Origin of the sequence: Fusibacter tunisiensis (assembly GCF_016908355.1) — a bacterium.
Lineage (GTDB): Bacteria > Bacillota > Clostridia > Peptostreptococcales > Acidaminobacteraceae > Fusibacter_D > Fusibacter_D tunisiensis.
Genome location: NZ_JAFBDT010000022.1, coordinates 1 through 24,687, shown reverse-complemented (window position 1 = coordinate 24,687; position 24,687 = coordinate 1). Strand labels below are relative to the sequence as shown.

Annotated in this window: 23 protein-coding genes; 8 read left to right on the top strand and 15 right to left on the bottom strand. The window is 37.4% G+C overall.

Annotated features, from left to right (window positions below):
• Window positions 1-30: 30 nt before the first annotated feature.
• Window positions 31-324 carry a hypothetical protein gene (locus JOC49_RS10645; RefSeq protein WP_204665016.1) on the top strand — a complete coding sequence of 98 codons (294 nt, stop codon included), beginning with the start codon at window positions 31-33 and terminating at the stop codon, window positions 322-324.
• A gap of 41 nt (window positions 325-365) precedes the next feature.
• Here JOC49_RS10645 and JOC49_RS10640 read toward each other — a convergent pair whose 3' ends face one another.
• Entirely contained in the window at window positions 366-1,247 is an 882-nt protein-coding gene (locus tag JOC49_RS10640; protein WP_204665015.1) for a YitT family protein, read from the bottom strand.
• An 11-nt stretch (window positions 1,248-1,258) separates the two neighbouring features.
• Window positions 1,259-1,720, bottom strand: coding sequence for a DUF6557 family protein (locus tag JOC49_RS10635; RefSeq protein WP_204665014.1), 462 nt, complete (start codon window positions 1,718-1,720; stop codon window positions 1,259-1,261).
• Between the two features lie 102 nt (window positions 1,721-1,822).
• Between JOC49_RS10635 and proC the strand changes: the two genes are divergently transcribed.
• The gene (gene proC, locus JOC49_RS10630) at window positions 1,823-2,623 is read left to right on the top strand and encodes a pyrroline-5-carboxylate reductase (RefSeq protein WP_204665013.1); all 801 of its coding nucleotides are present in this window, start codon (window positions 1,823-1,825) and stop codon (window positions 2,621-2,623) included.
• Here proC and JOC49_RS10625 read toward each other — a convergent pair.
• Together JOC49_RS10625 and JOC49_RS10620 are read right to left on the bottom strand one after the other, a co-directional pair.
• Window positions 2,603-3,292, bottom strand: a complete 690-nt coding sequence (locus JOC49_RS10625; protein WP_204665012.1) for a YkgJ family cysteine cluster protein — start codon at window positions 3,290-3,292, stop codon at window positions 2,603-2,605. The genes proC and JOC49_RS10625 overlap by 21 nt on opposite strands.
• Window positions 3,293-4,141 (bottom strand): phosphatase PAP2 family protein, encoded by an 849-nt coding sequence (locus tag JOC49_RS10620; RefSeq protein WP_204665011.1) that lies wholly within the window; start codon window positions 4,139-4,141, stop codon window positions 3,293-3,295.
• A gap of 103 nt (window positions 4,142-4,244) precedes the next feature.
• Between JOC49_RS10620 and JOC49_RS10615 the strand changes: the two genes are divergently transcribed.
• Window positions 4,245-4,442, top strand: coding sequence for a hypothetical protein (locus tag JOC49_RS10615; RefSeq protein ID WP_204665010.1), 198 nt, complete (start codon window positions 4,245-4,247; stop codon window positions 4,440-4,442).
• Window positions 4,443-4,478: 36 nt separating this feature from the next.
• Here the strand turns inward: JOC49_RS10615 and tkt are convergent, their stop codons facing one another.
• The 7 genes from tkt to JOC49_RS10580 all read right to left on the bottom strand — a co-directional run bounded on the left by tkt (window position 4,479) and on the right by JOC49_RS10580 (window position 15,094).
• Window positions 4,479-6,440: a transketolase gene (gene tkt / locus JOC49_RS10610; protein ID WP_204665009.1), complete on the bottom strand. Its 1,962-nt coding sequence runs from the start codon at window positions 6,438-6,440 to the stop codon at window positions 4,479-4,481.
• Between the two features lie 120 nt (window positions 6,441-6,560).
• Window positions 6,561-6,782 carry an RNA chaperone Hfq gene (gene hfq / locus JOC49_RS10605; protein ID WP_204665008.1) on the bottom strand — a complete coding sequence of 74 codons (222 nt, stop codon included), beginning with the start codon at window positions 6,780-6,782 and terminating at the stop codon, window positions 6,561-6,563.
• Between the two features lie 21 nt (window positions 6,783-6,803).
• The gene (gene miaA / locus JOC49_RS10600) at window positions 6,804-7,721 is read right to left on the bottom strand and encodes a tRNA (adenosine(37)-N6)-dimethylallyltransferase MiaA (protein WP_204665007.1); all 918 of its coding nucleotides are present in this window, start codon (window positions 7,719-7,721) and stop codon (window positions 6,804-6,806) included.
• 49 nt (window positions 7,722-7,770) lie between these two features.
• Window positions 7,771-9,558 carry a DNA mismatch repair endonuclease MutL gene (gene mutL / locus JOC49_RS10595; protein ID WP_204665006.1) on the bottom strand — a complete coding sequence of 596 codons (1,788 nt, stop codon included), beginning with the start codon at window positions 9,556-9,558 and terminating at the stop codon, window positions 7,771-7,773.
• 11 nt (window positions 9,559-9,569) lie between these two features.
• On the bottom strand, window positions 9,570-12,176 hold the full coding sequence (gene mutS / locus JOC49_RS10590) for a DNA mismatch repair protein MutS (protein ID WP_243423691.1): 2,607 nt from the start codon (window positions 12,174-12,176) through the stop codon (window positions 9,570-9,572).
• Window positions 12,176-13,561: a tRNA (N6-isopentenyl adenosine(37)-C2)-methylthiotransferase MiaB gene (miaB, locus tag JOC49_RS10585; protein ID WP_423875509.1), complete on the bottom strand. Its 1,386-nt coding sequence runs from the start codon at window positions 13,559-13,561 to the stop codon at window positions 12,176-12,178. Before miaB ends, mutS begins: the two co-directional genes overlap by 1 nt.
• A 78-nt stretch (window positions 13,562-13,639) precedes the next feature.
• Window positions 13,640-15,094 (bottom strand): leucine-rich repeat domain-containing protein, encoded by a 1,455-nt coding sequence (locus tag JOC49_RS10580; protein WP_204665004.1) that lies wholly within the window; start codon window positions 15,092-15,094, stop codon window positions 13,640-13,642.
• 157 nt (window positions 15,095-15,251) lie between these two features.
• Here JOC49_RS10580 and JOC49_RS10575 point away from each other — a divergent pair, with 157 nt between their 5' ends.
• The gene (locus tag JOC49_RS10575) at window positions 15,252-16,397 is read left to right on the top strand and encodes a GGDEF domain-containing protein (RefSeq protein ID WP_204665003.1); all 1,146 of its coding nucleotides are present in this window, start codon (window positions 15,252-15,254) and stop codon (window positions 16,395-16,397) included.
• Here the strand turns inward: JOC49_RS10575 and JOC49_RS10570 are convergent.
• On the bottom strand, window positions 16,394-16,981 hold the full coding sequence (locus JOC49_RS10570; RefSeq protein ID WP_204665002.1) for a M48 family metallopeptidase: 588 nt from the start codon (window positions 16,979-16,981) through the stop codon (window positions 16,394-16,396). The genes JOC49_RS10575 and JOC49_RS10570 overlap by 4 nt on opposite strands.
• Before the next feature lie 313 nt (window positions 16,982-17,294).
• Between JOC49_RS10570 and JOC49_RS10565 the strand changes: the two genes are divergently transcribed.
• Genes JOC49_RS10565 through JOC49_RS10550 form a run of 4 tightly spaced genes read left to right on the top strand, consistent with a single transcriptional unit; the run spans window position 17,295 to window position 21,876 of the window.
• Entirely contained in the window at window positions 17,295-17,549 is a 255-nt protein-coding gene (locus tag JOC49_RS10565) for a (2Fe-2S) ferredoxin domain-containing protein (RefSeq protein WP_204665001.1), read from the top strand.
• Window positions 17,533-19,269, top strand: coding sequence for a [Fe-Fe] hydrogenase large subunit C-terminal domain-containing protein (locus JOC49_RS10560; protein WP_204665000.1), 1,737 nt, complete (start codon window positions 17,533-17,535; stop codon window positions 19,267-19,269). Before JOC49_RS10565 ends, JOC49_RS10560 begins: the two co-directional genes overlap by 17 nt.
• Entirely contained in the window at window positions 19,266-20,429 is a 1,164-nt protein-coding gene (locus JOC49_RS10555) for a SpoIIE family protein phosphatase (RefSeq protein WP_204664999.1), read from the top strand. The genes JOC49_RS10560 and JOC49_RS10555 overlap by 4 nt, the downstream gene beginning before the upstream one ends.
• 13 nt (window positions 20,430-20,442) lie before the next feature.
• Entirely contained in the window at window positions 20,443-21,876 is a 1,434-nt protein-coding gene (locus tag JOC49_RS10550; RefSeq protein ID WP_204664998.1) for a 4Fe-4S dicluster domain-containing protein, read from the top strand.
• A gap of 46 nt (window positions 21,877-21,922) precedes the next feature.
• On the opposite strand, the gene JOC49_RS10545 is transcribed toward JOC49_RS10550, so the two are convergent.
• The 3 genes from JOC49_RS10545 to JOC49_RS10535 form a co-directional block, all read right to left on the bottom strand.
• The gene (locus tag JOC49_RS10545) at window positions 21,923-23,179 is read right to left on the bottom strand and encodes a dicarboxylate/amino acid:cation symporter (RefSeq protein ID WP_204664997.1); all 1,257 of its coding nucleotides are present in this window, start codon (window positions 23,177-23,179) and stop codon (window positions 21,923-21,925) included.
• A 98-nt stretch (window positions 23,180-23,277) separates the two neighbouring features.
• Window positions 23,278-24,186: a response regulator gene (locus tag JOC49_RS10540; RefSeq protein WP_204664996.1), complete on the bottom strand. Its 909-nt coding sequence runs from the start codon at window positions 24,184-24,186 to the stop codon at window positions 23,278-23,280.
• Between the two features lie 3 nt (window positions 24,187-24,189).
• The gene (locus tag JOC49_RS10535; RefSeq protein WP_204664995.1) at window positions 24,190-24,600 is read right to left on the bottom strand and encodes an ATP-binding protein; all 411 of its coding nucleotides are present in this window, start codon (window positions 24,598-24,600) and stop codon (window positions 24,190-24,192) included.
• Between the last annotated feature and the right edge of the window lie 87 nt (window positions 24,601-24,687).

Below are 24,687 nucleotides of genomic sequence, written 5' to 3'. Positions count from 1 at the left end.
TATTAAGTCTATACAAGGAGTGTGATGTGAATGCCTTACAGAGGTACGAATGCCAAACGCAATGTCGTCCATGATAAGAGCCGTGGAACCATACGCGAACAAGCAAGAGCTCATTTTCTCAATGAACAAAAAGAGCATGAACACGAATTGTCTGAAGCAAGAACGCGGATCCAAAAACTATTAAACGATGGGTACGTATTCAATCGAAAAAGCGAAAAAAGAAATTCAATCTATATTTATTTTGAGAAAACCAACAGGGAACGCGAAGTTATAGAACTAAAGTTCCCAGATAATGCCAATAAATTAGAAGAATTTTTGAACTAATTAAAAACCTGTTTTCAGCACATGCTGAAAACAGGTTTTCTTTAAGATTGGTCTAATGTTAAACGGTCAAAACCAACACCTTCACCCCATACGGAATTTACTGGCAAAACACTAACAAATGCTTTGGCATCAATTTCGGCAATTTTATCACGAATTAAAATGGATTCTCTTAACGAGCAAATCGTTACAAGTTTTATCCGTCCTGAATTGGTGTAACCACCCATAATATTATATTTCGAAATGCCACGTCTAACCTGATTCAATATATAGACTTCAATGTCTTTCTCATATTCACTGATGATTTCAAGTTTTACCAACTTTGCTGAAAAACCAAATAAAACAACCTCAACAGCTTTCATAGCAACCACTTGAGTCAACAGAGCATAAAGCGCAATTCTTAAATCAAAGACAAAGGCTGCAAAAATAATAACCCCAATATCAAGTGCAGCAATAATGGTGGAAACGCTCATAAAACGAAATAATTTTCGGTTTATAATCGTTGCTATGGTGTCTGTTCCACCAGATGAAAAACCACCTTTTAATACCAATCCAGTCCCTGCGCCTGCCATTATTCCATAATATACGGACGCAAGAAACAAATCATTTTCAGTTAAATTAAACTGAAAACGCTCGAAAAAAATCAGCACAACAGGGAACGTAACAGAATAAACCACTATTTTACGCGCTTCTCTTTTACCAAGTGTCAAGTAAGTTGTAATAAGCACGCCAATAGATATAACATAATAAAGGTAGGTATACTTAATTCCAAAAATCTGTTCTAAAACAAGCGAAAATCCAGTAATACCCCCAGTAATAATCCCATTTGGTTTCAATATAGATGTAATGGCGATTGCCAAAATAATTGAACCAAAAACGACGTAAAGCAAATCATATATTTTTTTCTTAGGATTCAAATCGAACACCTCTCTTCAAATTAATGGTAAAGCTCATTGGTAATACCATTTTCTAAATCTTGTAACTCTTTAAAAATAGTTTCCTGATCAAATCCATAGAATGTCATTTCATAAATGCAAAGTGCAGCGAGTTCATCTCCTGAAATCATTAAATCCGCTTCAATAATAATTTCAGCATTGGCCCACTCCTCCCATTTACAAAACCCTAAAGCAAAGTTGAGATTTTCTTTTTCACTATATCCCGATATACTTAAGTAAGCTTCTTCATCCACGCCATCTTCAAAAGTTTCAGAATTGCTTGAAGGATCTATTAACCCAATATGGATCACAAAGTCATCAAATTGTGTTGTCTGAGTATGTCTTACATATTCTAAAACTTCACGGTAAGCTTCTTTCTGATTTTTTGTTTCTGGATACATCTCTTCGAGTGCCTCAAGCACTTCATCTTCATTATGAATTTCAATTATTTCTTTTAAAGTCATTTATTAGTCCTTTCCAAATATCAATTTCAGCATCTTACTATATTATATGATTTCAATGAATTAATCAATATGTTAAACTAAAAGAAAAAGTCGGAGGTACAAATGTATAAAATTGGTTTTATCGGCGGTGGAAATATGGCCAGTGCCATCGTTAAAGGTTTAATTTCACAAAATGAATTTACACATGATGACGTTATTGTCAGTGTTAAACAAGCCGAAAGTTTGTCTAGAATTGAAAAAACATTACAGGTCCATGCAACACGCAACAATCTAGAAGTTGTTAAAAACAGTAACATTATTGTTTTGGCAGTTAAGCCACATCTAATTGGTTCTGTATTAAGTGAAACAGCCCACCTTTTTACCGACACTCAAATTATCATTTCCATAGCTGCAGGCGTTACGCTTGACCAATTGGAAAATCAGATTCCTAAAGGAAAAATTTTTAGAGCAATGCCAAATACACCTGCTGCTGTAAATGCAGGGATGACTTCTATTTGCTCAAATATTCAAGTATCCGATACATCATATGAAACCGTAAAGCGCATTTTCAATGCAATTGGCGCGTCAGCAGTGATTGAAGAAAGACTTATGCATGCAGCTATAGCAGTTCATGGTTCTTCACCCGCTTACGTCTACATGATGATTGAAGCTATGGGAGACGCTGGCGTTCTACTAGGTCTTCCAAGACAGGAAGCCTATCGTATGGCTGCTCAAACAGTGATGGGCTCAGCCAAAATGTTCCTCGATTTAGACCTCCACCCAGGCGCGCTAAAAGATCAAGTAACCTCTCCAGGTGGAACAACAATTGAAGCTGTAAGCACATTGGAATCAAATGGTTTTAGAAATGCTTTAATCGAGGCCATGAAAGCAGCTGCAAACAAATCAATCCAAATGTCGTCTTAATTGGAGTGCTTTTAAAATATCAAATCTTAACGCATATAGGGTTTCACGACTTATGGGCGTATCGGAAATTTCATCAAAACACGCATCCATAAACCAGCCGACTAGATTTTTATTAAATTGAGTCGGCTTCATTATGCCTTTAAACACCAATTCGCCATCTAAATTGATCAAACGATCGTAGTAGGCTAAAACTGCATCATAAGACAATTGCGCTTTGGATTCATAGGTTTCACAAAAAGGAATTTCACGTTTAACCATATCAATTGGCATTAAAAGACCATATTGAAGCGCCATATCTTTTGCTATTTTTAAATTCTGCCTTCTAATCCCCTGCATGTTTTGCCCATATGCTTCAGATTTTAAATTGCCATAAAGTCTACAAGGCAAGGGTCTATACGCATAGATTGCACAGCGCCCATCTAAGTCCAACATAGGACACTTCATTGGTTTAACCCACTCAAATAAATAATAGGTCAAAATACGTTTTAAGCGTTCAGGATCAGCATGAATGCCATCTTTAAAACAGTTTAAATATACATTTTGAAACTCCAAATAAGACATATTCACTGACTCACTGCAGCAGTTTGTACACCCCATGCACGTACCAGTTTCTATTTCATCATACAAATCATTTAATCGCATAAAATAAGGTTTTAAAGTCATTGACATTTAGTTCTCCATTCTTTTGGACCAGTTCAATTTGATAAAGATCGCTGGCGCACCTGCAATTACAAAAACCAGAGTCGCAAAATAGCGCAAACCGTCTGCCAGTGAACTATCAGGCAAACTATATTTCATCCCCACAAATAAAATGCCAGTCATAATGAGTCCCAATAAATACTTATAAACTTGAATCTTTAAAGGTGCGTTTACAGTAAACCGCACATATCTATTTTCAATATAGCTTCCTATGATATACCCAGAAAGAACACCTAAAGCTTGTGTATAAACTTCTGAATCAAAAAAAATAAGTCCAGTAAAGCCTATAACAACCAGTACACCATAAGGCCAAAATACTTCCTTAGGGTCAAATTTGTTAACTATCAGATGTGCCAATATACTTGCTAATATTCCAAAACCAATCCCGCCAATAACATCCGCTGGCCAGTGAACACCAAGATATAATCTGGAAATGGCCACTAAGACAATGGCAAGCCCTGAAAATAGCCAAACTATTTTCTTCCTAAAAAGAACCATTAGCCCTACAAAAAAGGAAGTCGCTGTTTGCGTGTGTCCACTTGGAAAAGACTTCCCAGTGGCAGTTTCTGTATAAATTGATCGAATTTCATCCACGCCAATTGGTCGTATTTGATTAAACACTTCTTTTAAAGCACCATTAAGGGCAACAGATAGGCTGAGTATAAAAACCAAGTAAGTAGACTTGGAAGTATCGATACACCAATAGGTTAAACTTAAAATTGTAATATAAAAAGCAGCTTCCCCCAACATAGTCACTGCTATAAAGAAAATATCTGTCCATTGATTTTGAAATGATTGCAGCCAAATTATAAAGTCCAAAAGCATCCTCCCCATCATTTTTGTTCAGTATACATGAAATATGTAAAAAATACCACTATTGACGACAAGCGATTTATGTTATATTTACTTAAAGGAGGCTTTTATGAAAAAACTGTCCAATTTTATTTTTGTTTTAGCCATTGGCATCAGTGGCTATACCTTAATTTCAACAACACTTGAAAGACAAAGATTGCCTGAAGGTGTCTGCCCTATAGATGCACGGACTGAGTGGTACTATCTTTCAATCGTCTTACTGCTTGTGTCGTTTGCCATGTCATTTTTAGAAAAAAAGAAGTCCTGAAGCACTCTGCTTCAGGACTTTTTTCACGAAAACACACTATAACATTTTTTTAACGCTTGAAACCACATTGTCTACCGTAAACCCAAAATAGTCAAATAAAGTGTCTCCTGGTGCAGAAAGACCAAATCCTTCCTGTGCAACGACATCATCTGCATATTTGTGCCATCCAAATGGACTCCCTGCTTCGATAGCAAGTGTTGGCGTATCTTTAGGTAAAATTCTATTTTTATAAGACTGTTCTTGATCTTCAAAAATTTCCATACAAGGCATGGATACCACGCGTGTATCCATGCCATTCATACGCAATTGTTTTTGTGCATCAACTGCAAGGGCAACTTCAGATCCCGTTGCTAATAGAATTGCATCTAATTTATTCTGTTCTGGAGAAACGATATAGGCGCCTTTAAGTGCTTCTTTTGAGGACCCTTCAAGCGCTTCTAATTTTTGTCTTGTTAAAACCAAGGCTGTCGGTCTGCTTTTTGAAGTCATAGCCATATACCAAGCGGCCGATACTTCTCTAGCATCTGCAGGTCTTACAACTTGAAGATTTGGCACTGCACGAAGCATGGCCAATTGATCAACCGGTTGATGCGTTGGCCCGTCCTCACCTACACCAATACTGTCGTGCGTCAAAATATATGTTACAGGCAAATTCATTAAAGCTGCCAATCGCATTGCCGGTTTCATATAATCAGAAAATACAAAAAATGTTGCAGCATATGCGCGCAAACCGCCATGTGCTTGTATGCCATTAACGATGGCAGCCATTGCATGCTCACGAACACCAAAATGTAAATTTACACCATCATATGACCCTGGATGGAACGATGGCTTCCCTTTAATATCAGAGTTGTTTGAGGGTGATAAGTCTGCTGATCCTCCAAATAAATTTGGCATTACGTCTGCTAAATTATTCAGCACTTTTCCTGACGAACTTCTTGAAGCTGTTGACTCTTGGTAACTCCAAAATTCTTCAGAATCTAAATAAGCCATTGGGGCTTTGTTATCAAACCATTTTTTGTATTCTTTTGCCAGTTCAGGATATGCTTTTTCATATGCTTTAAACAAGTCATTCCATTCTGTTTCAGATTTCGATAAAGCCGCCACTTGATTTTCCATATATGTGCGCAACTCACTTGGAACATCAAACGCTTCAGTTCCTTCCCAGTTCGCAAACGCTTTAAGTTCTTTTATCCCATCATCTCCAAGGGGTGATCCATGCACTTTATGAGAGCCCTGTTTTGATGCACAACCAAATCCAATTACAGTTTTAACGACAATTAATGACGGTTTATCTGTTTCAGCTTTGGCGTCTTGAATGGCTTTTTGAATCGCTTCCACATCATTGCCATCTTCAACTTCAAGAACTTGCCAATGCATGGCTTCAAATCTTTTTGAAACATCTTCATCAAAAGCCAAATCTGTGCTGCCTTCAATTGTTATTCTATTTGAGTCATATAAAAGAATCAATTTACCCAGCTTAAGGGTTCCCGCCAAAGAAGCGGCTTCATAAGAAATACCCTCCATAAGACAGCCATCGCCCGAAAGCGCAAATGTATGGTGATCTACCACAGGAAACTCAGGTCTGTTAAAGTGAGCGGCCAACTTAGCTTCAGCCATTGCAAACCCAACTGCATTTGCAACCCCCTGTCCTAAGGGACCTGTTGATATCTCAATCCCCTTGGTGTGACCATACTCTGGGTGACCTGGCGTTTTACTATTCAGTTGTCTGAAATTTTTGATGTCCGCCATTGAAAGACCGTAGTCAAATAAATTAAGCAGTGCGTAAATCATCATTGAGCCATGTCCGGCTGACAGCACAAATCGATCTCTATTGTGCCAATCCGGATTGTGCGGATTGTGTCTCATCTCCTTTGACCACAAAGTGTAAGCCATTGGTGCTGCCCCAAGCGGTAGCCCAGGATGACCAGAATTCGCCGCTTGAATTGCCTCCGCTGACAATACGCGAATTGCATTGATTGCTTTTAAATCCATCATGTTTGGTACCAACCTTTCTTATAAACTAACCTTTAACATTATAACCGGTCACGCATGAAATAACAACCTCTCAATAGAGCAAAGAACGTTCCGGGAATTCCCTTGAACGTTCCTCATTAATTATGCTTGAAAATTTACATTTTTTGAAGGAATAATTGTGGAAATAGCATGTTTATAAATCATTTGTTGCTTTCCTTCACTGTCAAGGACTATGGTGTAACTGTCAAAGCCTTTAACCAATCCTCGAATTTGATAACCACTCACTAAAAATATAGTGATTGGCGTTTGGTCTTTTCGACATTGGTTCAAAAAAACATCCTGTAAATTAATTGCGTTTTTCATTGTTCCCCCTCCATATTCTCTTTATAGTGTTGACAGGATTCTATCTATAATGTCATCTAAAGATGCATAGGCATCCAAATCCAGCCATTGAATCTCTTTATACCGACGAAACCATGTCATTTGGCGTTTGGCATACCGGCGACTGCTCTGTTTTAAAATAGATTTCATTGTATCAAAATCGTATTTGTCGTCCAGATATTCCAAAACCTCCTTATAACCTATACCCTGCATTGATTGACAACTATCATCAATTCCATCTTTTTTTAGATTTTTTACTTCATCTATCAAGCCCGCTTCAAGCATGAGATCGACGCGTTTGTTAATTCGTCCGTATAATTTCATTCTAGACCGCGTCAGTCCAAATAATATAGGGTCATATTCAGAAACAGGGACAGGATCTTTTGCAAAGTCTCCCATAGTTTTTCCTGTAATATGAATCACTTCAAGTGCACGTATTACACGGCGTATGTTATTGGGATGAATCTTATTTGCTGTATCCGGATCTTTTTCAATCAAAATCTGATAGAGGTAGTCAGAGCCTTTGTCATTTGAAACGTGCTCCAAATGGCGTCGGTAGTCAACATCTTCAGGTGCACTTCCAAAGTCCATATCATATAGGAGTGCATTGAAGTAAAGACCTGTTCCACCAACAACTATAGGTGTTTTCCCACGACTCAAAATATCTTCAATTGTTTTTCTTGCCATATGGGCATAATCACTCACAGAAAATGACGCACTAGGCTCCAAAAAATCAAGCATATGATGTGGAACCCCACACTTCTCTGAAAGCGTAGGCTTCGCCGATCCAATCGTTAATGATTTGTAAATCTGTACAGAGTCTGCAGATATTATTTCGCCATTTATGCGTTTTGCAAGCCTTATAGAAAGTTCAGTTTTGCCCACAGCCGTTGGCCCAGCAATCATAATTACTTTTTTCATTTAAACACCTATCTTACATTATATATTTTAATCTTCAGCCATACAATCATTATATAATTCTTTTAAACTTTCTTTCAATTTCAGTATGTTGAATCTGAATCATAATTGGTCGGCCATGAGGACATGTATATGGGTCTTTCAACATTTTTAACCGATTGATTAAAGCGTCAACTTCCATCTCTGATATGATGTCGTTTGCTTTAATGGCCGCTTTACAAGCCTTTGATGCAATCTTTTCTTGTATGTGACGTGTTAAACCATCTTCAATTCCCTCTAAAACTTCAAGAAAAAGGGTTTGAGCTGCTGACACACCAAATAGTGATGGAATTGCTCTTAAAACAACCGTCTGATCTCCAAACACATCATAGGAAAACCCAAGTTGCTCCAAAAACAAGTTTGCCGTCTCTAATTTCGAAAAATCCAAACTATTGAGTTCAATTGGCTCTGGAATCAAAAGTAATTGTCCCTCTACCTTCTGCTTATTAAAAGCCGTCATAAATTGCTCATACAACACTTTTTCATGGGCCGCATGTTGATCAATCATTACCAAATGCTTTTCTTTTTCAAACATAAGATACGTTGAATTATAGACACCAATATAAACAAGATCATCATATGCTGAACTTAAAACGACTTCCTGCTCTGGTACAGTCACTTCCCTGCCAAACGCAGCCATTGCTTCCATAATTGAAGCATCAAATTCAGAATTTGATTTCTTGACAGGTCTATCTACAAATTTCTGTACAGGTTTTTCTATAGGTTTTTCTACAACTTCTGAATATGACTGTACCTCTGGCTTTTTAAAAACCTCTTTTTCTGAAAAAGTAACCTCTGGTGTCTGATTGTATAAGTTAAAAGCCTTTTTTAGACCTATATAAATCAGCTGCTTAACAGCACCTTCATCGTGAAATTTTATTTCTGTTTTTGCCGGGTGAATGTTCACATCAATATAATCTGCTTTAATGTCCATAAATAAGAAACATACAGGATACCGATTATGCATCAAATATGGTTTATAGGCCATTTGTATCACATCTCTAATTAAGTCACTCTTAACATACCGACCATTGACAAAAACAAACTGGTGAGCTCTTGTGCCTTTTGTGTACCCATACTTAGAAATGTAACCCCTTAAAGTCATGCCACCATCCTGTGCGTCAACACCAACCAAATGCTTCATAAGTTCAGGTTCGTAAATTGAATAAATCGCCTGGTCTAGTTTGTCCTTTCCAGGTGTGTCAAACTGACGGTGATCGTCTACAACATACTTGAAAGAGACTTCCGGATGAGATATCGCCAAAACACTTATAAGTTCTGTTATAGCACGTGTTTCTGCTTGATCAGATTTCAAAAACTTCAATCTAGCGGGTGTATTAAAAAAAAGATCTTTAACAGAAATTGACGTTCCCCTCACAGCCCCTACTGGTGTGGTTTTAAGAATTTTCCCACCCGATGCTTCAACTTTAATGCCCGATTCATCGGCTTCTTGCATGGTGATGAGTTCTATATTGGAAACAGCCGAAATACTGGCAAGCGCTTCACCTCGAAACCCCAATGAGACAACACTATAGAGGTCCTCAATCGTCCTAATTTTACTGGTTGCATGCCTTTCAAAAACAAGTGGTAAATCTTCTTTGTTGATACCACTGCCATTGTCCGTTACACGGATGAGTCTTTTCCCACCTTTACTGATAGAAACCAATATCTCACTCGCGCCGGCATCGATGGCATTTTCAACCAATTCTTTAACCACCATTGCAGGTTTTTCAACCACTTCACCAGCAGCAATCTTACTTGCCGTTCCTGCGTCCAATCGCACGATTCGATTTGTTTTCATATAAAAGCTCCTTAAAGATCCCGAAATTTTGAAACAATTGTATAGAGGGTATTCATTGCTTCAATTGGCGTCATTTGATCTACTTCAACCGTTTCAATGTACTTATAGAGTGATTCGTCAATTTCATAACTGCTAACTGAATAAGATTCTCTAGCAGAATCAGAACCCCCCATTTTTTCAATATTTCTATTAATATCATTTACTTCTAGTTTTGCCAATATTTCTTTTGCCCGCTTTATAACAGGTATCGGAACACCTGCAAGCTTGGCAACTTGAACACCAAAACTTTGATTTGCGCCACCTGGTTCGATTTTTCTTAAAAACAAAATATCATCCTTGGCTTCTTTTACAGCAATTCTATAATTTTTCACACCCTTGACCAGGCCTTCAAGTTCAGTAAGTTCATGGTAATGTGTTGCAAAAAGAGTTTTTGTCGATTTTTCAGCAAGGTATTCCACAACACTCCAAGCAATACTGAGGCCATCATAAGTACTGGTTCCTCTACCTATTTCATCAAGTATAATTAAAGAATTTGGTGTGGCGTTGTTTAAAATATTTGCAAGTTCACTCATTTCAACCATAAAAGTTGATTGACCTTGGGACAAATCGTCCGAGGCACCAACTCTTGTAAAGATTCGATCTACAATCCCAATTTCAGCCTTTTCTGCAGGTACAAAACATCCAATTTGAGCCATTAAAGTTATCAATGCAACTTGTCTCAAGTAAGTAGATTTTCCTGCCATATTTGGGCCAGTAATGATATAGAATTGGTCTTCTTTTCCATTCAGGTACGTATCATTTGGGACAAAAATAGAGTCTTTAAAAATACGCTCAATAACAGGATGACGTCCATTCTTGATCCGAATATCATCTCGCGTTGTTATTTTAGGCTTAACATACCCATACCGATAACTGCATTCAGAAAACGCCAAAAGTGCATCGAGTGACGCTACAGCTCCTGCAGTTTTTCTTATAGGTGTAATTGAAGCCATCACTTGACTTTTTAAATTTGAAAACAATTCTTGCTCAAGTCTATTTATTTTTTCTTCCGCACCCAGAATTTTCTCTTCAAGTGTTTTAAGTTCCGGTGTTATATAGCGCTCAGCATTTGCTAAAGTCTGTTTTCTAATATAGGTATCTGGTGCATCTTTAACACTGCCTTTTGAGATTTCAAGATAATACCCAAAAACTTTGTTAAATCCTATTTTCAAATTTTTTATACCCGTCATTTCCCGTTCGCGTTGCTCCACTTCAAGAAGCCATTTCTTCCCATTTTTTACAATGTCACGCAATTCGTCCAAATCTGCATTAAATCCATTTTGAATAAAACCACCATCTTTCATTGTAAATGGAGGGTCTTCAACAATTGCGGATTCTATAAGCGTCCTGACATCTTCTAGCGGATAAATCTCCGTATGAATTGTTTCAAACTCACCTTCAATTTGTCCCTGGATACACGCCTTAACATCTGGCAAAACCATTAGGGAATTTTTAAGTGCAATCATATCTCTAGGGTTCATACTTCCATAAACAAGTTTGGATACAAGTCGTTCCAAGTCATAGACTTGCTTGAGCAAAGTTCTAAGATCACTTCTTAGCATAAGATCCTCTACAAGAACTTCAACCGTTTCAAGTCTTCTGTCAATCTGCCCTTTATCCAGCAGCGGTTCTTCCATCCATGTTTTCAGTTTCCGAGCGCCCATAGCTGTGCTGGTTTTATCAACTACCCATAACAAACTTCCCTTTTTTTCTTTTGAACGCATGGTTTCAACCAATTCAAGATTTCGCCGCGTAAATTTATCGAGCATCATAAAATGACCTTGGGTATAAAGGTCAATTTCTGTTATATGAGCCAATGGAACTTTTGCTGTCTCCTCAACATAAGCCAAAAGTCCCCCACATGCATTTAGTGCAATAGGGTACTCTGAAAAACCTAAAGATTCTGTTGAAAACACATCAAACAAGCGTTGAATAACGTGACGACTTGCATGTGTTTCAAAAGCATAGGCTAAATACTCTGTGACAGTAATGTCAGCCGAATTCAAATAAGAACGAATCGTGTCATCTAGAACCCTACCTTCAGGAACAATGACTTCACTTGGCTCAATTTTAATAATCTCATCCAAAAGAGTGGTACGCTGAGACATTTCAGTTGCTTTAAACACACCCGTTGTTATATCACAATATGCAAGACCAAATCCATTCTCATCAAATGAAACGGATGCAATATAATTATTGTTAGATGCATCCAACATATCTGGATCCGTTATCGTTCCTGGCGTGATAATGCGTACAACTTCTCGCTTTACAATCCCTTTTGCAAGCGCAGGGTCTTCCATTTGTTCACATATCGCAACTTTGATGCCTTGATCCACCAACCGTTTAATATACCCATCTACCGAATGATGGGGCACCCCACATAATGGGGCCTTATCCTCTAAGCCACAATTTCTAGCTGTCAATGTAATTTCTAATGCCTGAGACGCCTTAATTGCATCTTCAAAGAACATTTCATAAAAATCTCCCAAGCGGTACATTAGGATATATTCCATATATTGATCTTTGATTTCAAAATATTGTTTCATCATAGGCGTCAATTTGCTTCTATCGATTGTCATTAACCCTCCTGTGACGCTACTATTTCTCCATAGAGAGAAAACCTTTTTGGTCTTGTAATTTTGACGGTTACAGTTTTACCAATCCACTCAGGTCCACCCATAAAGTTTACCGTGTGATTTTGAGGGGTTCTTCCCATTAAAACTTCTTTAGATGTTTTAGAGTAATCTTCAACGAGCACTTCAACCAATCGGTCTTTAAATGTAGCCATTTTCGCTTCAATCATTGGATTCAAAACCTCTAACAACCTATTCATGCGATCGTGCTTATCAGCATCTGAAACTTGATTCTCGTGCGTCGCAGCTGGCGTACCTGTTCTTTTTGAATACAAATACGTAAAAGCAGAATCATAGGAAACTTCTTTAATAACACGCAATGTTTCTTGAAAATCGGCTTCCGTTTCCCCAGGAAATCCAAGGATAATGTCTGTCGTAACCCCCAAATCGGGCATTAGTGCCTTAGCTCTTTTTAAAATATCCATGTATTGAGCTTTGGTGTACTTCCGATTCATTTTGTACAAAATCGTATCACTCCCAGCCTGAATGGGTAAATGCAAATAATTACAAATCTTATCACACGAAGCCATGGTCTCCAGTAACTTCTGGGTTATATCTTTTGGGTGGGAGGTCATAAATCGAATTCGATCAATTCCCTCAATGTCGTTTACCGCCCGTAGAAGATCTGCAAAATCCATAGGCGCTTCCAATGTTTTCCCATAAGAATTTACATTTTGACCCAGCAACATAACTTCTTTCGTACCGTGCTGAGCGAGTTCACGTACTTCATTAATTATATCTTCAGGCTTACGACTACGTTCGCGGCCTCTTGTATATGGCACAATGCAATACGCACAAAAGTTATCACACCCATACATAATATTGACAAAGGCTTTTACATCTTTTTTTCGATTGGCGTGCAGACCTTCTATAACATCCCCTTGTGAATCCCATACTTCAATGATTTGCGTGTGTTTCTCAAAATAATCATTTAACAAAATTGGGAAATTGTGAAGGTTATGGGTTCCAAATACCAAGTCTACGTATCTGTACTTCTTTTTTATTTCTTCTACTATATGAGGCTGCTGCATCATACACCCACATACAGCCAAAACTAGATTTGGCTTTGTCTCTTTAAGTTTTTTGATGCGTCCAAGATTGCCATAAACTTTGAACTCTGCATTTTCCCTTACAGCACAAGTATTGAAAATAACAAAATCTGCATCTTCGAGCTTACTTACAATGGTATATCCCATATCCACAAGCATGGCATCGAGTTTTTCAGAATCATGTTCGTTCATTTGACATCCGTAAGTCACAATTATTGCGTTTTGTGGCGCATCCGTTTCATTTTGAATCTGTATATTGCGATTACGAATCGTCTGAGTCATAAGATCATTTCGTTCAAGTATTTCTTCAACCGATTCAATGGTCAGTGTCTTTCTATTTGACATTTTAGCCTCCAAAATTTATATCGTTCCAAAAAAATATAGAATTAAAAATCCAATAATTATATGCGTGACACCTGTTGATACAAAAGTTATGCGCTTACCACCAGAAATAGGACTTCGAAAAAGGTTCTTAATCGCCACGTACCGTTCTTGATTTTCAATTTTTCCCAAATTCAGATGGGTTTCACCTATTTTCTTTTCAACTGATATTTCTGAGTTGTCTTCAAGAATCAATTTCTTTAAGCCGTTTAAATCCATGTCACGTCTTTTAAAACCAATTTTCTCTACAGTTAAATACTGTTCAACACGTGATAAAACCGAGTCCATATCCCATTTTATCAAGTGATAAACATGTTTAAATCTATTCTGAACATAGACAAGTATAAGCCCAATAAAGGCTATCAGTATCCCATAATCTTTTCCAGTTAAATTTATATAAAATGTTCCTTTTGGGTCAAAGCCCATTTGAATAATAACAAAAATAATTAACAGTCCATAAAGCCATAATAAATGTCCAGGTCGGATCATTTTTCTTTTGCCTAACATAAGCCATATGCCACGTATAATAGACAATCCACCTAACAAAAGAACCATTATTTGCGAAAGATTAACCGGGGCATGATAAGCATCGAGTCCCGCATATGCCCATACCCACTCATTTGACTGTTCAGTTAAATAATAATAGCCTCTGGGGTCTTCTAAACTCTGAATTTGATCAATTAAAGACTTAAGAAGCGTTTCATTTTCAGAATCGGCAATTTGAATTTCTTTTGAATAATTTGTAACATCAACCAACATCATTCCAGCAAAGGCTTCCGATTCAACCCGTGTTAGACTTTCTGGAAAAGTCAATGAAGTTCCCCTTAAAACAAGACCACCCGTCCCATAAAAAGCACCCTCTTGGATTGTTTTTACACCCTCACCTAAATCAATGTATTCCACATGACTTAAAAAAGCAAATGCATAGGCCCCTATATCCTCTAAAGCATCTGGCAATTCAATAACTCTAAAAGCATCACACCCTTTAAAAGCATCCTTTCCAATCACTTTTAGAGACTCACTAAACTTAATAGAGTTCAGTTGGCTACACGCCATAAAAGCAGAATCTCCTATCTCTACAACTGAATCTGGCATTGTAACTGTCACCATTTGTTCAGCACCATAAAATGCGTAGGTATCAATAACTTCAATTCTTGAAGAAAGTTCAACCCCTTTTACATCTTTTGCGCTGTTAAATGCCATGTGTCCAATTCCTAAAACAGTTTTTCCCTGTATCGTTTCAGGCACCACCACATATTCCAAATTTGGCAAATCACCTTTTAACCCATTTGGATGAAATTTTTTAATATAACCCGTTTCGGGATTAAACTCAAAATAAGCCTCGGGAGATTCACTGACAATCTCAGAGGATGAACAGCCTACCATAAGGACTGCAGCAATTAAAATCAATAAAACAACACGTCTATTTTTCATATTTTTTTCTCCTTAGGTCTTTTATTATATCACACTCTTTTTTCGTTACACATATCCTTAAATTACTTCTCTTTAAAAATATATTAAACTTTAAATTGACTAGGGCCAACGCACTATTTTCATGTTATAATGAGTACAAATCCACTAGGAGGCATACATGGAAATCCTAACACTTTTATACGCCAATGCTATAGGTTACCTCGTTGTATTTATTTTCATGGTCATTTATACAAAAAATCATCTCAATAAAATCAATCGTTTGCATTTGTTTTCTCAAGCAATGTTTACGCTAGCCTTCACGACATTTGCCATCAGTGAATACCCAATGCCTATAAGTGAACTGCTAACCGCAATTGGAAATATTGGTATTATTTTGGGAAGTGCGGGACTTTTATTAACAATTCTGCAATTTGTAGAACACCTACAACCAAGATACAGCAAGGTCATTTATGCTGTCGCAGGGTGTACAAGTGGTTTATCTTTTATATGGGGATTCACCCCAGGTTATTCTCACTTTAGAATTGGAATTGTAACGCTAACGCTTGCAATTTTTATGACCCTAGCTGCTTATGCCCTATACAGATATGCATCTGCTTCATTCCTAGGAAAAGCAATTTCTTTATTTTTATTGTTTATTGCCAGTTCCCACTATTACAGGTTGCTTGAAATATTTGATTTCAAACATTTATACGCCCTTGAAATTCCAAGTATTGGAAATGCGATGATTATGCTTTCCATGTTCATGTACTTATTCATTAGTGGTTCAGGGATTGTTATGTTGTTCAAGGAAAAATCAGATGAGCAGCTTTACACTCTAGCCACTTTCGACCACTTAACTGGATGCTATAATCGCACTGTGTTTGTGGAAAAAGCAGAAACACTTCTCATTCAAAACACTGGAAACAACACTTATATTGCACTTGTCATGGTGGACATAGACCAGTTTAAAGCTATTAATGATGCTTATGGGCATATAACAGGCGATGAAATACTCGTTAAATTCGCCAAGATCCTAAAGCGTGAAACAAGAAGCGATGAACTTATTGGCCGGTATGGTGGGGATGAATTCATACTGTTTCTTAAAGGCAATTCACCCGATGAGTTATATGCAAAATGCGAACGATTAAGACTTGTTATTCAGCAACTTTCTAAAGATAAAATACGCATTACAGGCAGTTTTGGTGCTGTCATTCAATTAAACAAAACTGTTCATTCTTATGATCTTTTGGTTCGCGAAGCCGATCAAGCACTTTTTAATGTCAAACATGCAGGCCGAAACGCCGTATCTGTTCGATACCTCTAGCACTCAAATTTAATTTTTTTAAGTTGATCTTGCCGGTCTTTATAATCTGGCAAGATTTTTTCTACTTCTTTCCAAAATAATTTTGAATGATTCATTTCTCGTAAATGACAGAGCTCATGCACAATAATATAGTCCATCACTTCAGGTTTTAACAAAACACACTTCCAATTAAGTCTAATAATTCCACTGGAACTGCAACTCCCCCATCTTTTTTTTTGTGATTTTACAATCACTTTATTGGGTTGTATCCCCATGCTTTTTCCATATAGACAAAGCCGCTCTTTTAGAACACTTTCCGCTTTTGCTTTCATTCTATCTTCAACTGATTCAAGACTTTCGCAAGGACTATTCTTAAAATCATCTAACCTAATCCAATCCATTTGATCCAACTTATTCATCGTCTTTTCAACCCAACCTACCTTACTTTCTACAAAAGATTTTACAAGACAAATGGGCATCCCTATTGGTGCGACAACCTTAATCTTCCCGTCAGGTTCAATTTCAATTTGCATGCTTTTTCGTTTTCTACGAATTGGTTTAATTCTATAGACTGTCTTTCTAATTTTAACATCAAAAAATTCCATTGTTTACACCTCATTATCATATTACAGTATACCGAAAATCGAAGACCTTGAAAACTAAAATGATCGTTTAATATTTAACGTTTATTTTAGTTTGAAATGTTTCTTGCTTTTAATATGTATTTCTTATTATTAACAAGTTGTTTGTTTGCCTAAGTTAATTGTGCACACTCTATTTGTTAATTATCAAACCATGAAATTTCCTTAACAACTCTTCTTGATTTGCGACTGAAACTTATTAATATAATGTCTTAAATCGGATTGAAACCGGGTAACCTTTGTGATAATATTAACACAAAGTTTAAGGAGGTCCTTTATGATATTAAAAATTTGTATAGGAAGTGCTTGTCATATCAAAGGGTCATATGATGTCATCCGCCGTATGAAAGCGTACATTGAAGAAAACAATTTAAGCTCAATCATAGAATTAAAATCTTCCTTCTGCCTTGGCAAATGTGGGAATGCTGTTTCTATTCAAGTGGATTCAAACCCCATTCAATCCATACGTCCTGATGAAGTAACCCATTTTATGAAAACACTTAAGGAGAAAGCAGATGATGAAATTCATTGAATTTGACTCAGAAAAATGTGATGAGTGTTTTAAATGCCTAAGGGCATGCCCGACTAAGGCAATTTCATTTACAAAACACAACCGATCCATAATAAATGATTTATGTATTAAATGTGGCATTTGTCAAATGCAATGCAAAACAGGCGCACTAACAATTCATTTAGATTTAGAAACTGTACAAAACCAAGTGAAGACCGGCAAAAAAACAGCCGTCTCATTGGCGCCCTCCTTTGCAGGTGCTTTTAAAATGAATCATCCGAATCAAATGGCTTTTGCACTAAAAAAATTGGGGTTTGACATAATTGAAGAAACGGCGCGAGGGGCAGAAATCGTTTCCGAAGAATATGAAACCTATATTGATAAGTCCGGCTGTAAAAACATTATAACCAGTTGTTGCCCCTCTACAAATACATTAATCGAACACAAATACAGCCAAGCAATTCCAAGTGTCATTCCCGTTGTATCACCTATGATAGCACATGGATTCGACATAAAAGACAGACACGGTTCTGAAACATTTGTTGTTTTTATAGGACCGTGCCTAGCAAAAAAAGCAGAAGCCATTTCTTACACCAATAGCATAGATGCGGTTATCACATTCAAAGAATTAGAAAAATGGTTTCAAACTGCTTCAATAACATTAGATAAAATGCCAATATCAGATTTTGACACCCCCACAACCTCTAGAGGCAAAGCATATCCAATTGGCGGGAGTTTATGGAAACAGGACTTAAAAACCCGAATTAGCACACATTACGCCCATATAAATGTAAATGGTATCGAGGCATGTACAGAATTTCTGAAAGGAGTATCTAATGGTGAAATAAGCGGATTTTGTGCCGAACTCAACATTTGTCAAGGTAGTTGTATTAATGGGCCAGACATGCCTGAATCCGCTCCCAGCTTATATAAAAGAATCGAGCTAATTTCTGAATATGTTGACCATACACAAAAAAAATCAGAAAATCAACCTCAAATATCAGATCCCTTTTCAGTAAATAAGGATTTATTAAGACATACCTTCTCATCCAAGGTGGTCTCTTTTCCTCAGATAGATGAAGGCCAAATTTCCGAAATCCTTCTTGAAATGGGCAAGTATACGAAGCAAGACCAATTGGATTGTGGGGCCTGTGGGTACAGTTCATGCTATGAAAAAGCAATTGCAGTCAGTAGAGGGCACTCAGATATTCATCTGTGTATGGCCCTTTTAAGACGGAAAGCAGAGGGCATGCAGTCCACCATTTTTGAAACCAGTCCTAATGCAATTTGTATTTTAGATGAAAACATGCGAATTCTTGAAGTCAATCCATCTTTTAATCGCTTGTTCAATGCAACAAAGATTAAATTGCTTCATTGGCCTGTGTCAGCTCTCATAGATCATCAAATAATTCAGGATATAAAAGATGCCACGGAAACACGTATAAGTAAAAAGATTACACTCGACGCAATCGACCGTACTTTTTTTGCCAATATCATGCGACTCTTTGAAGGGAAACACTATATAGGGATTTTTACAGACATTACAGAAGTTGAAAAAAAGCGTCAAGAATTAGAACGTGTAAAGCAGGAAACTCTACTTACATGTCAAGAAGTTATTGACCACCAAATGCAAGTGGCCCAAGAGATTGCCAGTTTGCTAGGCGAAACAACAGCCGAAACAAAACTTGGCCTCAATAAGTTGAAATCTCTTGTCTTATCAGATGGAGGCACATACGAATGAAAGACACTTATTATTTAGATGTCTCACACCACGCACTCCATAAATACGGAGAAGAACTCTGTGGAGACCACATCGAAGTCAGCAAACTGGATGACCGGCTAATTGTTGTTCTTGCTGATGGTCTAGGGAGTGGTGTTAAGGCAAATATTCTTGCAACTTTAACCAGTAAAATCATGAGCACGATGCTTTCAAAAGGTGCAGACCTTATGGATACAATTGACACCATTACAAAAACACTTCCTGTATGTCAAGTTCGAAAAATTGGCTATTCAACATTTACAATTTTAGATATCGATTCTAAAAATCATGCAAGAATTATTGAGTTTGATAATCCGCCAATTTTTTACTTGCATCATGGCAATTTATGCCCACTCAAAAAGACAAAAATGATTTCATCAAACAAAGAAGTTTGGGTTAGTGAAATTGATCTTGTTGAAGATGATGCCCTCATTATGGTGTCAGACGGTGTCATACATGCGGGTGTTGGAAAACTGCTCAATCATGGTTGGGAATGGCAACACGTAGCAGATTTTCTTCAACAGCAAAATGTAAAAACTGCAGAAAAACTTACAAGGCGACTATTGGAAACTTGTCAAAACTTATATGAAGACATGCCAGGTGATGATACAAGTGCTGTTACAGTAAAACTTCGAAAAGCAGAATGGACTCAGGTCTTAACAGGTCCGCCTGAACGTGATGACAGAGACCCAGAAATCGTCAAAGCTTTTATTGAAGAAAAAGGGCTCAAAGTGGTTTGCGGTGGCACTGCAGCTAATATTATCGCACGAGAACTTAATACAGAAGTTCGAACAAATCTAGAATATCTAGACCCATTTGTGCCCCCAACAGCTGAAATTGACGGCTTAAATCTAGTGACTGAAGGCGTATTAACACTTAAAATGGCTCTCAATACACTTAAAAATATCAATAAAACGTGCAGTGAACCTATATTTCATAAAAAAGATGGGGTTTCAAAGCTGTTAAAATTATTGCTTGAGGAAACAACTCACATTCAATTTTGGCTTGGTAGCGCCATAAACCCAGCCCATCAAAACCCGGATTTTCCAAAAGATCTAAGCATTAAAACTCATATTGTAGAAGATTTGATAAAAGAACTGAAAAAAGCAGGAAAAGAAGTCCTGCTAAAGTGCACTGACTGAAAAGAGGACATTCATGAGAAAATATGAAAACTATGTACAAAAAATCAAAAGCGACGTCCTAACTGAGGTGTCAAAATATGCTTTTAAAAATTTAATAGAGCAAGCACCTTTGGAAATTCCAAAAGGGCTCTTTCCAGGGCCTGATCCCACTCACAGATGTTGCGTATTCCATGAAAGAGCTATAACAGAAAAAATGGTGGAACTGGCTATAGGTCAATCTAGCAAACCTGAAAGACTCATTGAAGTTATAGACATTGCCTGTGATCAATGTCCAGTCAATCGGTTCACTGTAACAGAAACCTGCAGAGCCTGTATTGCACACAGATGTGTCGGTGCATGTCCAGTAGATGCAATTACCATAATTTCAGGAAAAGCTGTAATTGACTATGACAAGTGTATTGAATGCGGACGCTGCAAAGATGCTTGCCCCTACGGTGCAATTTCTGATGTTATGCGTCCATGTAAACGTTTGTGTCCTACTGGCGCTATTGAAATCGATGCCCAAAAAAAAGCTGTTATTAACTATGATTTGTGTATTTCTTGTGGCGCTTGCGTATATGGTTGTCCATTTGGTGCAATTCAAGAAATATCAGAGCTTGTGAAAGTGATTCAAGCACTTGAATCATCCAAAAAAAATGTTTATGCCATGCTTGCACCATCGTTTGTTACTCAATTTCAATTCGTGGAACTTGGTAAAGTCATAACTGGACTTAAAAAGTTGGGCTTTAAAGATGTGGTAGAAGTTGCACTTGGCGCTGATGCCGTGACACTTCATGAAAGCGAAGAACTGAAACACGTCCTCTCCCAGGGCAAATCCCTAACCAGTTCATGCTGTCCAGGTTTCGTTAATTATATTGGTCTAAAGTTTCCCGAACTCATGCATCATGTATCCACTACCGTTTCGCCAATGACGGCCATGTCACGCTTAATCAAGGCCATTGACACTGATGCCATCACAGTGTTCATAGGCCCATGCATTGCAAAAAAAAGCGAAAAAAACCGTCAAAAAGATACAGATTATGTCCTAACGTTCGAGGAACTAGCAGCTATGATTGACGCACGTTCCATGAATTTAAGTGAAATGGACCCTTCACCTCTAGATAACGCATCACTATACGGTAGAAGTTTTGCTGCTTCTGGTGGTGTCGGGGCTTCCATCGCTGCACATTTAAGAGAATCCGGTGAATCAAGTGTTACAATAGAAACCGCAGATGGCATCAAGGCTTGTGACCGAGCCCTAAAACTTTTAAAAGTCAAAAAACATAACTTTGAATTTTTAGAAGGCATGGCTTGTGAAGGGGGCTGCATTAAAGGCCCTGTAACCATGCACTATGGACCAAAAGATTTACGCGCTATAAAAGATTATGCAAACAGTGCACACGAAACGCGCTCAAAAGATGCTGCTTGGGTCTTTGAGCAGCATAAAATTGATCTTGAAACCCATTAAAAAAAACCGCCTCATTTGAGGCGGTTTCACACGTTAATCGTTTGGGTTAAGCCTTTACGTTTTCTGCATTATACACATCAACGTCCAATTCATTTTCTGATTTAGCAACGATTAATGTACAAACTGCATCACCCGTAATGTTTACGGCAGTTCTGGTCATATCTAAAATTCTATCAATTCCCAAGATTAATCCGATGGCTTCAACTGGCAAACCAACCTGAGTTAACACCATGGAGAGCATAATCAAGCCAACACCAGGGACACCAGCTGTACCAATTGATGCCAAAGTTGCTGTTAGAATTACAGTAAGGAAATCTGCAATGCCAAGATCAATTCCATAAAGCTGCGCTATAAAAACAGTTGCTACACCTTGCATTATAGCAGTTCCATCCATGTTAATGGTGGCACCGAGTGGTAATGTAAATGAGGCCAATTCTTTATTAACACCCAATCGCTCTTCAACTGTTTCTATGGTTACAGGAAGCGTTGCATTACTCGATGATGTTGAAAATGCAACCGCAATCGCTGGGAAGAAATTTTTGTAAAATTTAATTGGATTCAATCCTGTAGTTGCAAAAAGGAGTCCTTGATAGGTTAAGAGTGCATGAAGAAGCAGACCACCAATAACACATAACATGTATGCTGCAAGAGACCCAACCGCATCAAATCCAAAGGTTGCCATCGTTTTTGCCACCAATGCAAAAACCCCATATGGTGCCATTTTCATAACCATCATTACCATTTTTAAAACAATCTCATTGAGTTCTTCAAAAATTGCTTTTACTTTTGCTGCTTTATCACCAAGTAACGTCATTGCAGTTCCTGTAAACAAAGCGAAAATAATAATCTGAAGCATATTTCCACTTGCCAATGAGCCAATTGGATTCTTTGGAATCATATCAATCAGTACATTTACAAGCGCAGGCGCTTCTTTTGCTTCATATGTGAAATCGCCCGAAATTTGCATAAATGTGCCTGGCTTAAAGATTAATCCAATAATAATTGCAAGTGTAATGGCAATTGCAGTTGTCAGTAAATAAAAACCTAAAGTTTTTCCACCTATACGGCCTAGTTTTTTCACATCACCTATTTGAGCTGCACCCAAGGTGAGCGAAACAAAAACAAGTGGTACAACCATCATACTAATAAAAGCAATAAATGCAGATCCCACCAATGTAAAAGCAAAATCAATCAGATAATCTTTAACAATTACGTTGCCATTCATGGGATTTAAAACAAGGCCAATTACAACACCCAGCAACATCGCCATTAGGATTTTAAACGTCAAACTTTTTCCTTTCATAACAGTTCCCCCTTTTATAAGATGATACTATTATGCCCTTTGACCTACAAAATCCGACATTTTGTTACATTTTCCTACGAAAGTTTATTTCTTTTTATTCATATTTGTTTGTTTTCAACTTCATTTACAATGCCTATGATAAACTTTTTGATGTTAATTTTGCCCCTATTGGATGAATTCCCCTTAATATAATCCATCTCTCGACGCACTTCTTTAAATTCAAATAGAAGGGAAGCATATTTTTGAAAAACAAGATTTTCATAATCTTCCAGTCCAAACTCAGCCATATTTTCAAGGGCTTGTCCAACTGTTCGTCTAATGCGCTGCTCTATGGTTTTTTCATTGACATTTTCGCCATACTCTTTCTCATACTTGCTACTTAAATACATATAAAAATCTGAAAGTTTGTAATTTGACGCATGAATATGATTGGTTGCTTTATTTTCTATAATAAACTCAATAATATGGGTTAAGTCTCGACTGCCGGACTCTCCCACTAAACCAAGCTCTTTCAATAAGGCTCTCATTCGATCGCTTTTTTTTTGGTTTGTTTTCTCTTCTTGTGTTTGATCAATGCCACCATAAGCTTCAATTGATTTAAAAGCATTGTGAAAATTATGAATAATTTTTTTCATTTGTATTTTTTCATCAATGCGTTTTATAACATTAATAACTTCAATTACATTTATCGGTTTGTTCATGAAAAATTCTACACCATTGCTGTATGCCTTAGATACCATCTCTTTGGCATAGACTTCACTAATCATTACCACCGGAATATCAGGGACAATTAACTTTAACCTAGAAACCAATGTAATACCATCTATGTTAGGCAATAATAGGTCTACAAGAACAATATCTGGTTTAAGGTCCGGAATCTCCTGAATTGCCTGTTCGCCATCATAGGCCTTCCCCACAACATCCCCCAGGTTTTGATTTACAATAATACGGCTCAACATACTGACAATACTCTTATCATCATCTACAATATAGAAATTATAATTCATAATCTACCTGCTTTCATCTTCATCTTTTACTTCATGCGTCTCTACTATTTTAGGTGCTGGAATCCAAATATGAAAAGTGGTCCCTGAGTTCCATTTTGAAAAAACTTCAATCTTACCTTCAAAATACCCCTCAACCAACTGTTTAACATGTGTCAATCCAATACCTGAAGCCATAATGCCTGTATGTTCATTAAATTTAGTTGAATACCCAGGTTCAAATATAATGCCCAATTCAGAGGGATCAATGCCGTTGCCATTATCCCTAATGGTAAAATAAATCATCTGATCCTCAATCTTTTCTTCAATCACAATTCTGCCTGTCTGTGATATCGCATCAATGGCATTGACAATTATATTATTCAAAACTGAAATCAATGCGTAAAAATCAGTGGTTTTAAAATCGTTCTGTGACATACTCCCACCACTTAAGAAGTGGGGGCTTCTCGTTCGAATAGCCTAATGGCTACAGCATAAGCGAGCTATCCCCGTGTGCCCCACGGT

Bases quoted from the DNA above. Each gene is read 5' to 3' on its own strand.
- JOC49_RS10645 (WP_204665016.1), top strand. From the start codon at position 31: ATGCCTTACAGAGGTACGAATGCCAAACGCAATGTCGTCCATGATAAG.
- JOC49_RS10635 (WP_204665014.1), bottom strand. From the start codon at position 1,720: ATGACTTTAAAAGAAATAATTGAAATTCATAATGAAGATGAAGTGCTT.
- proC (WP_204665013.1), top strand. From the start codon at position 1,823: ATGTATAAAATTGGTTTTATCGGCGGTGGAAATATGGCCAGTGCCATC.
- JOC49_RS10625 (WP_204665012.1), bottom strand. From the start codon at position 3,292: ATGTCAATGACTTTAAAACCTTATTTTATGCGATTAAATGATTTGTAT.
- JOC49_RS10615 (WP_204665010.1), top strand. From the start codon at position 4,245: ATGAAAAAACTGTCCAATTTTATTTTTGTTTTAGCCATTGGCATCAGT.
- tkt (WP_204665009.1), bottom strand. From the start codon at position 6,440: ATGATGGATTTAAAAGCAATCAATGCAATTCGCGTATTGTCAGCGGAG.
- hfq (WP_204665008.1), bottom strand. From the start codon at position 6,782: ATGAAAAACGCAATTAATTTACAGGATGTTTTTTTGAACCAATGTCGA.
- miaA (WP_204665007.1), bottom strand. From the start codon at position 7,721: ATGAAAAAAGTAATTATGATTGCTGGGCCAACGGCTGTGGGCAAAACT.
- mutL (WP_204665006.1), bottom strand. From the start codon at position 9,558: ATGAAAACAAATCGAATCGTGCGATTGGACGCAGGAACGGCAAGTAAG.
- mutS (WP_243423691.1), bottom strand. From the start codon at position 12,176: ATGACAATCGATAGAAGCAAATTGACGCCTATGATGAAACAATATTTT.
- miaB (WP_423875509.1), bottom strand. From the start codon at position 13,561: ATGACTCAGACGATTCGTAATCGCAATATACAGATTCAAAATGAAACG.
- JOC49_RS10580 (WP_204665004.1), bottom strand. From the start codon at position 15,094: ATGAAAAATAGACGTGTTGTTTTATTGATTTTAATTGCTGCAGTCCTT.
- JOC49_RS10575 (WP_204665003.1), top strand. From the start codon at position 15,252: ATGGAAATCCTAACACTTTTATACGCCAATGCTATAGGTTACCTCGTT.
- JOC49_RS10570 (WP_204665002.1), bottom strand. From the start codon at position 16,981: ATGGAATTTTTTGATGTTAAAATTAGAAAGACAGTCTATAGAATTAAA.
- JOC49_RS10565 (WP_204665001.1), top strand. From the start codon at position 17,295: ATGATATTAAAAATTTGTATAGGAAGTGCTTGTCATATCAAAGGGTCA.
- JOC49_RS10560 (WP_204665000.1), top strand. From the start codon at position 17,533: ATGATGAAATTCATTGAATTTGACTCAGAAAAATGTGATGAGTGTTTT.
- JOC49_RS10555 (WP_204664999.1), top strand. From the start codon at position 19,266: ATGAAAGACACTTATTATTTAGATGTCTCACACCACGCACTCCATAAA.
- JOC49_RS10550 (WP_204664998.1), top strand. From the start codon at position 20,443: ATGAGAAAATATGAAAACTATGTACAAAAAATCAAAAGCGACGTCCTA.
- JOC49_RS10545 (WP_204664997.1), bottom strand. From the start codon at position 23,179: ATGAAAGGAAAAAGTTTGACGTTTAAAATCCTAATGGCGATGTTGCTG.
- JOC49_RS10540 (WP_204664996.1), bottom strand. From the start codon at position 24,186: ATGAATTATAATTTCTATATTGTAGATGATGATAAGAGTATTGTCAGT.
- JOC49_RS10535 (WP_204664995.1), bottom strand. From the start codon at position 24,600: ATGTCACAGAACGATTTTAAAACCACTGATTTTTACGCATTGATTTCA.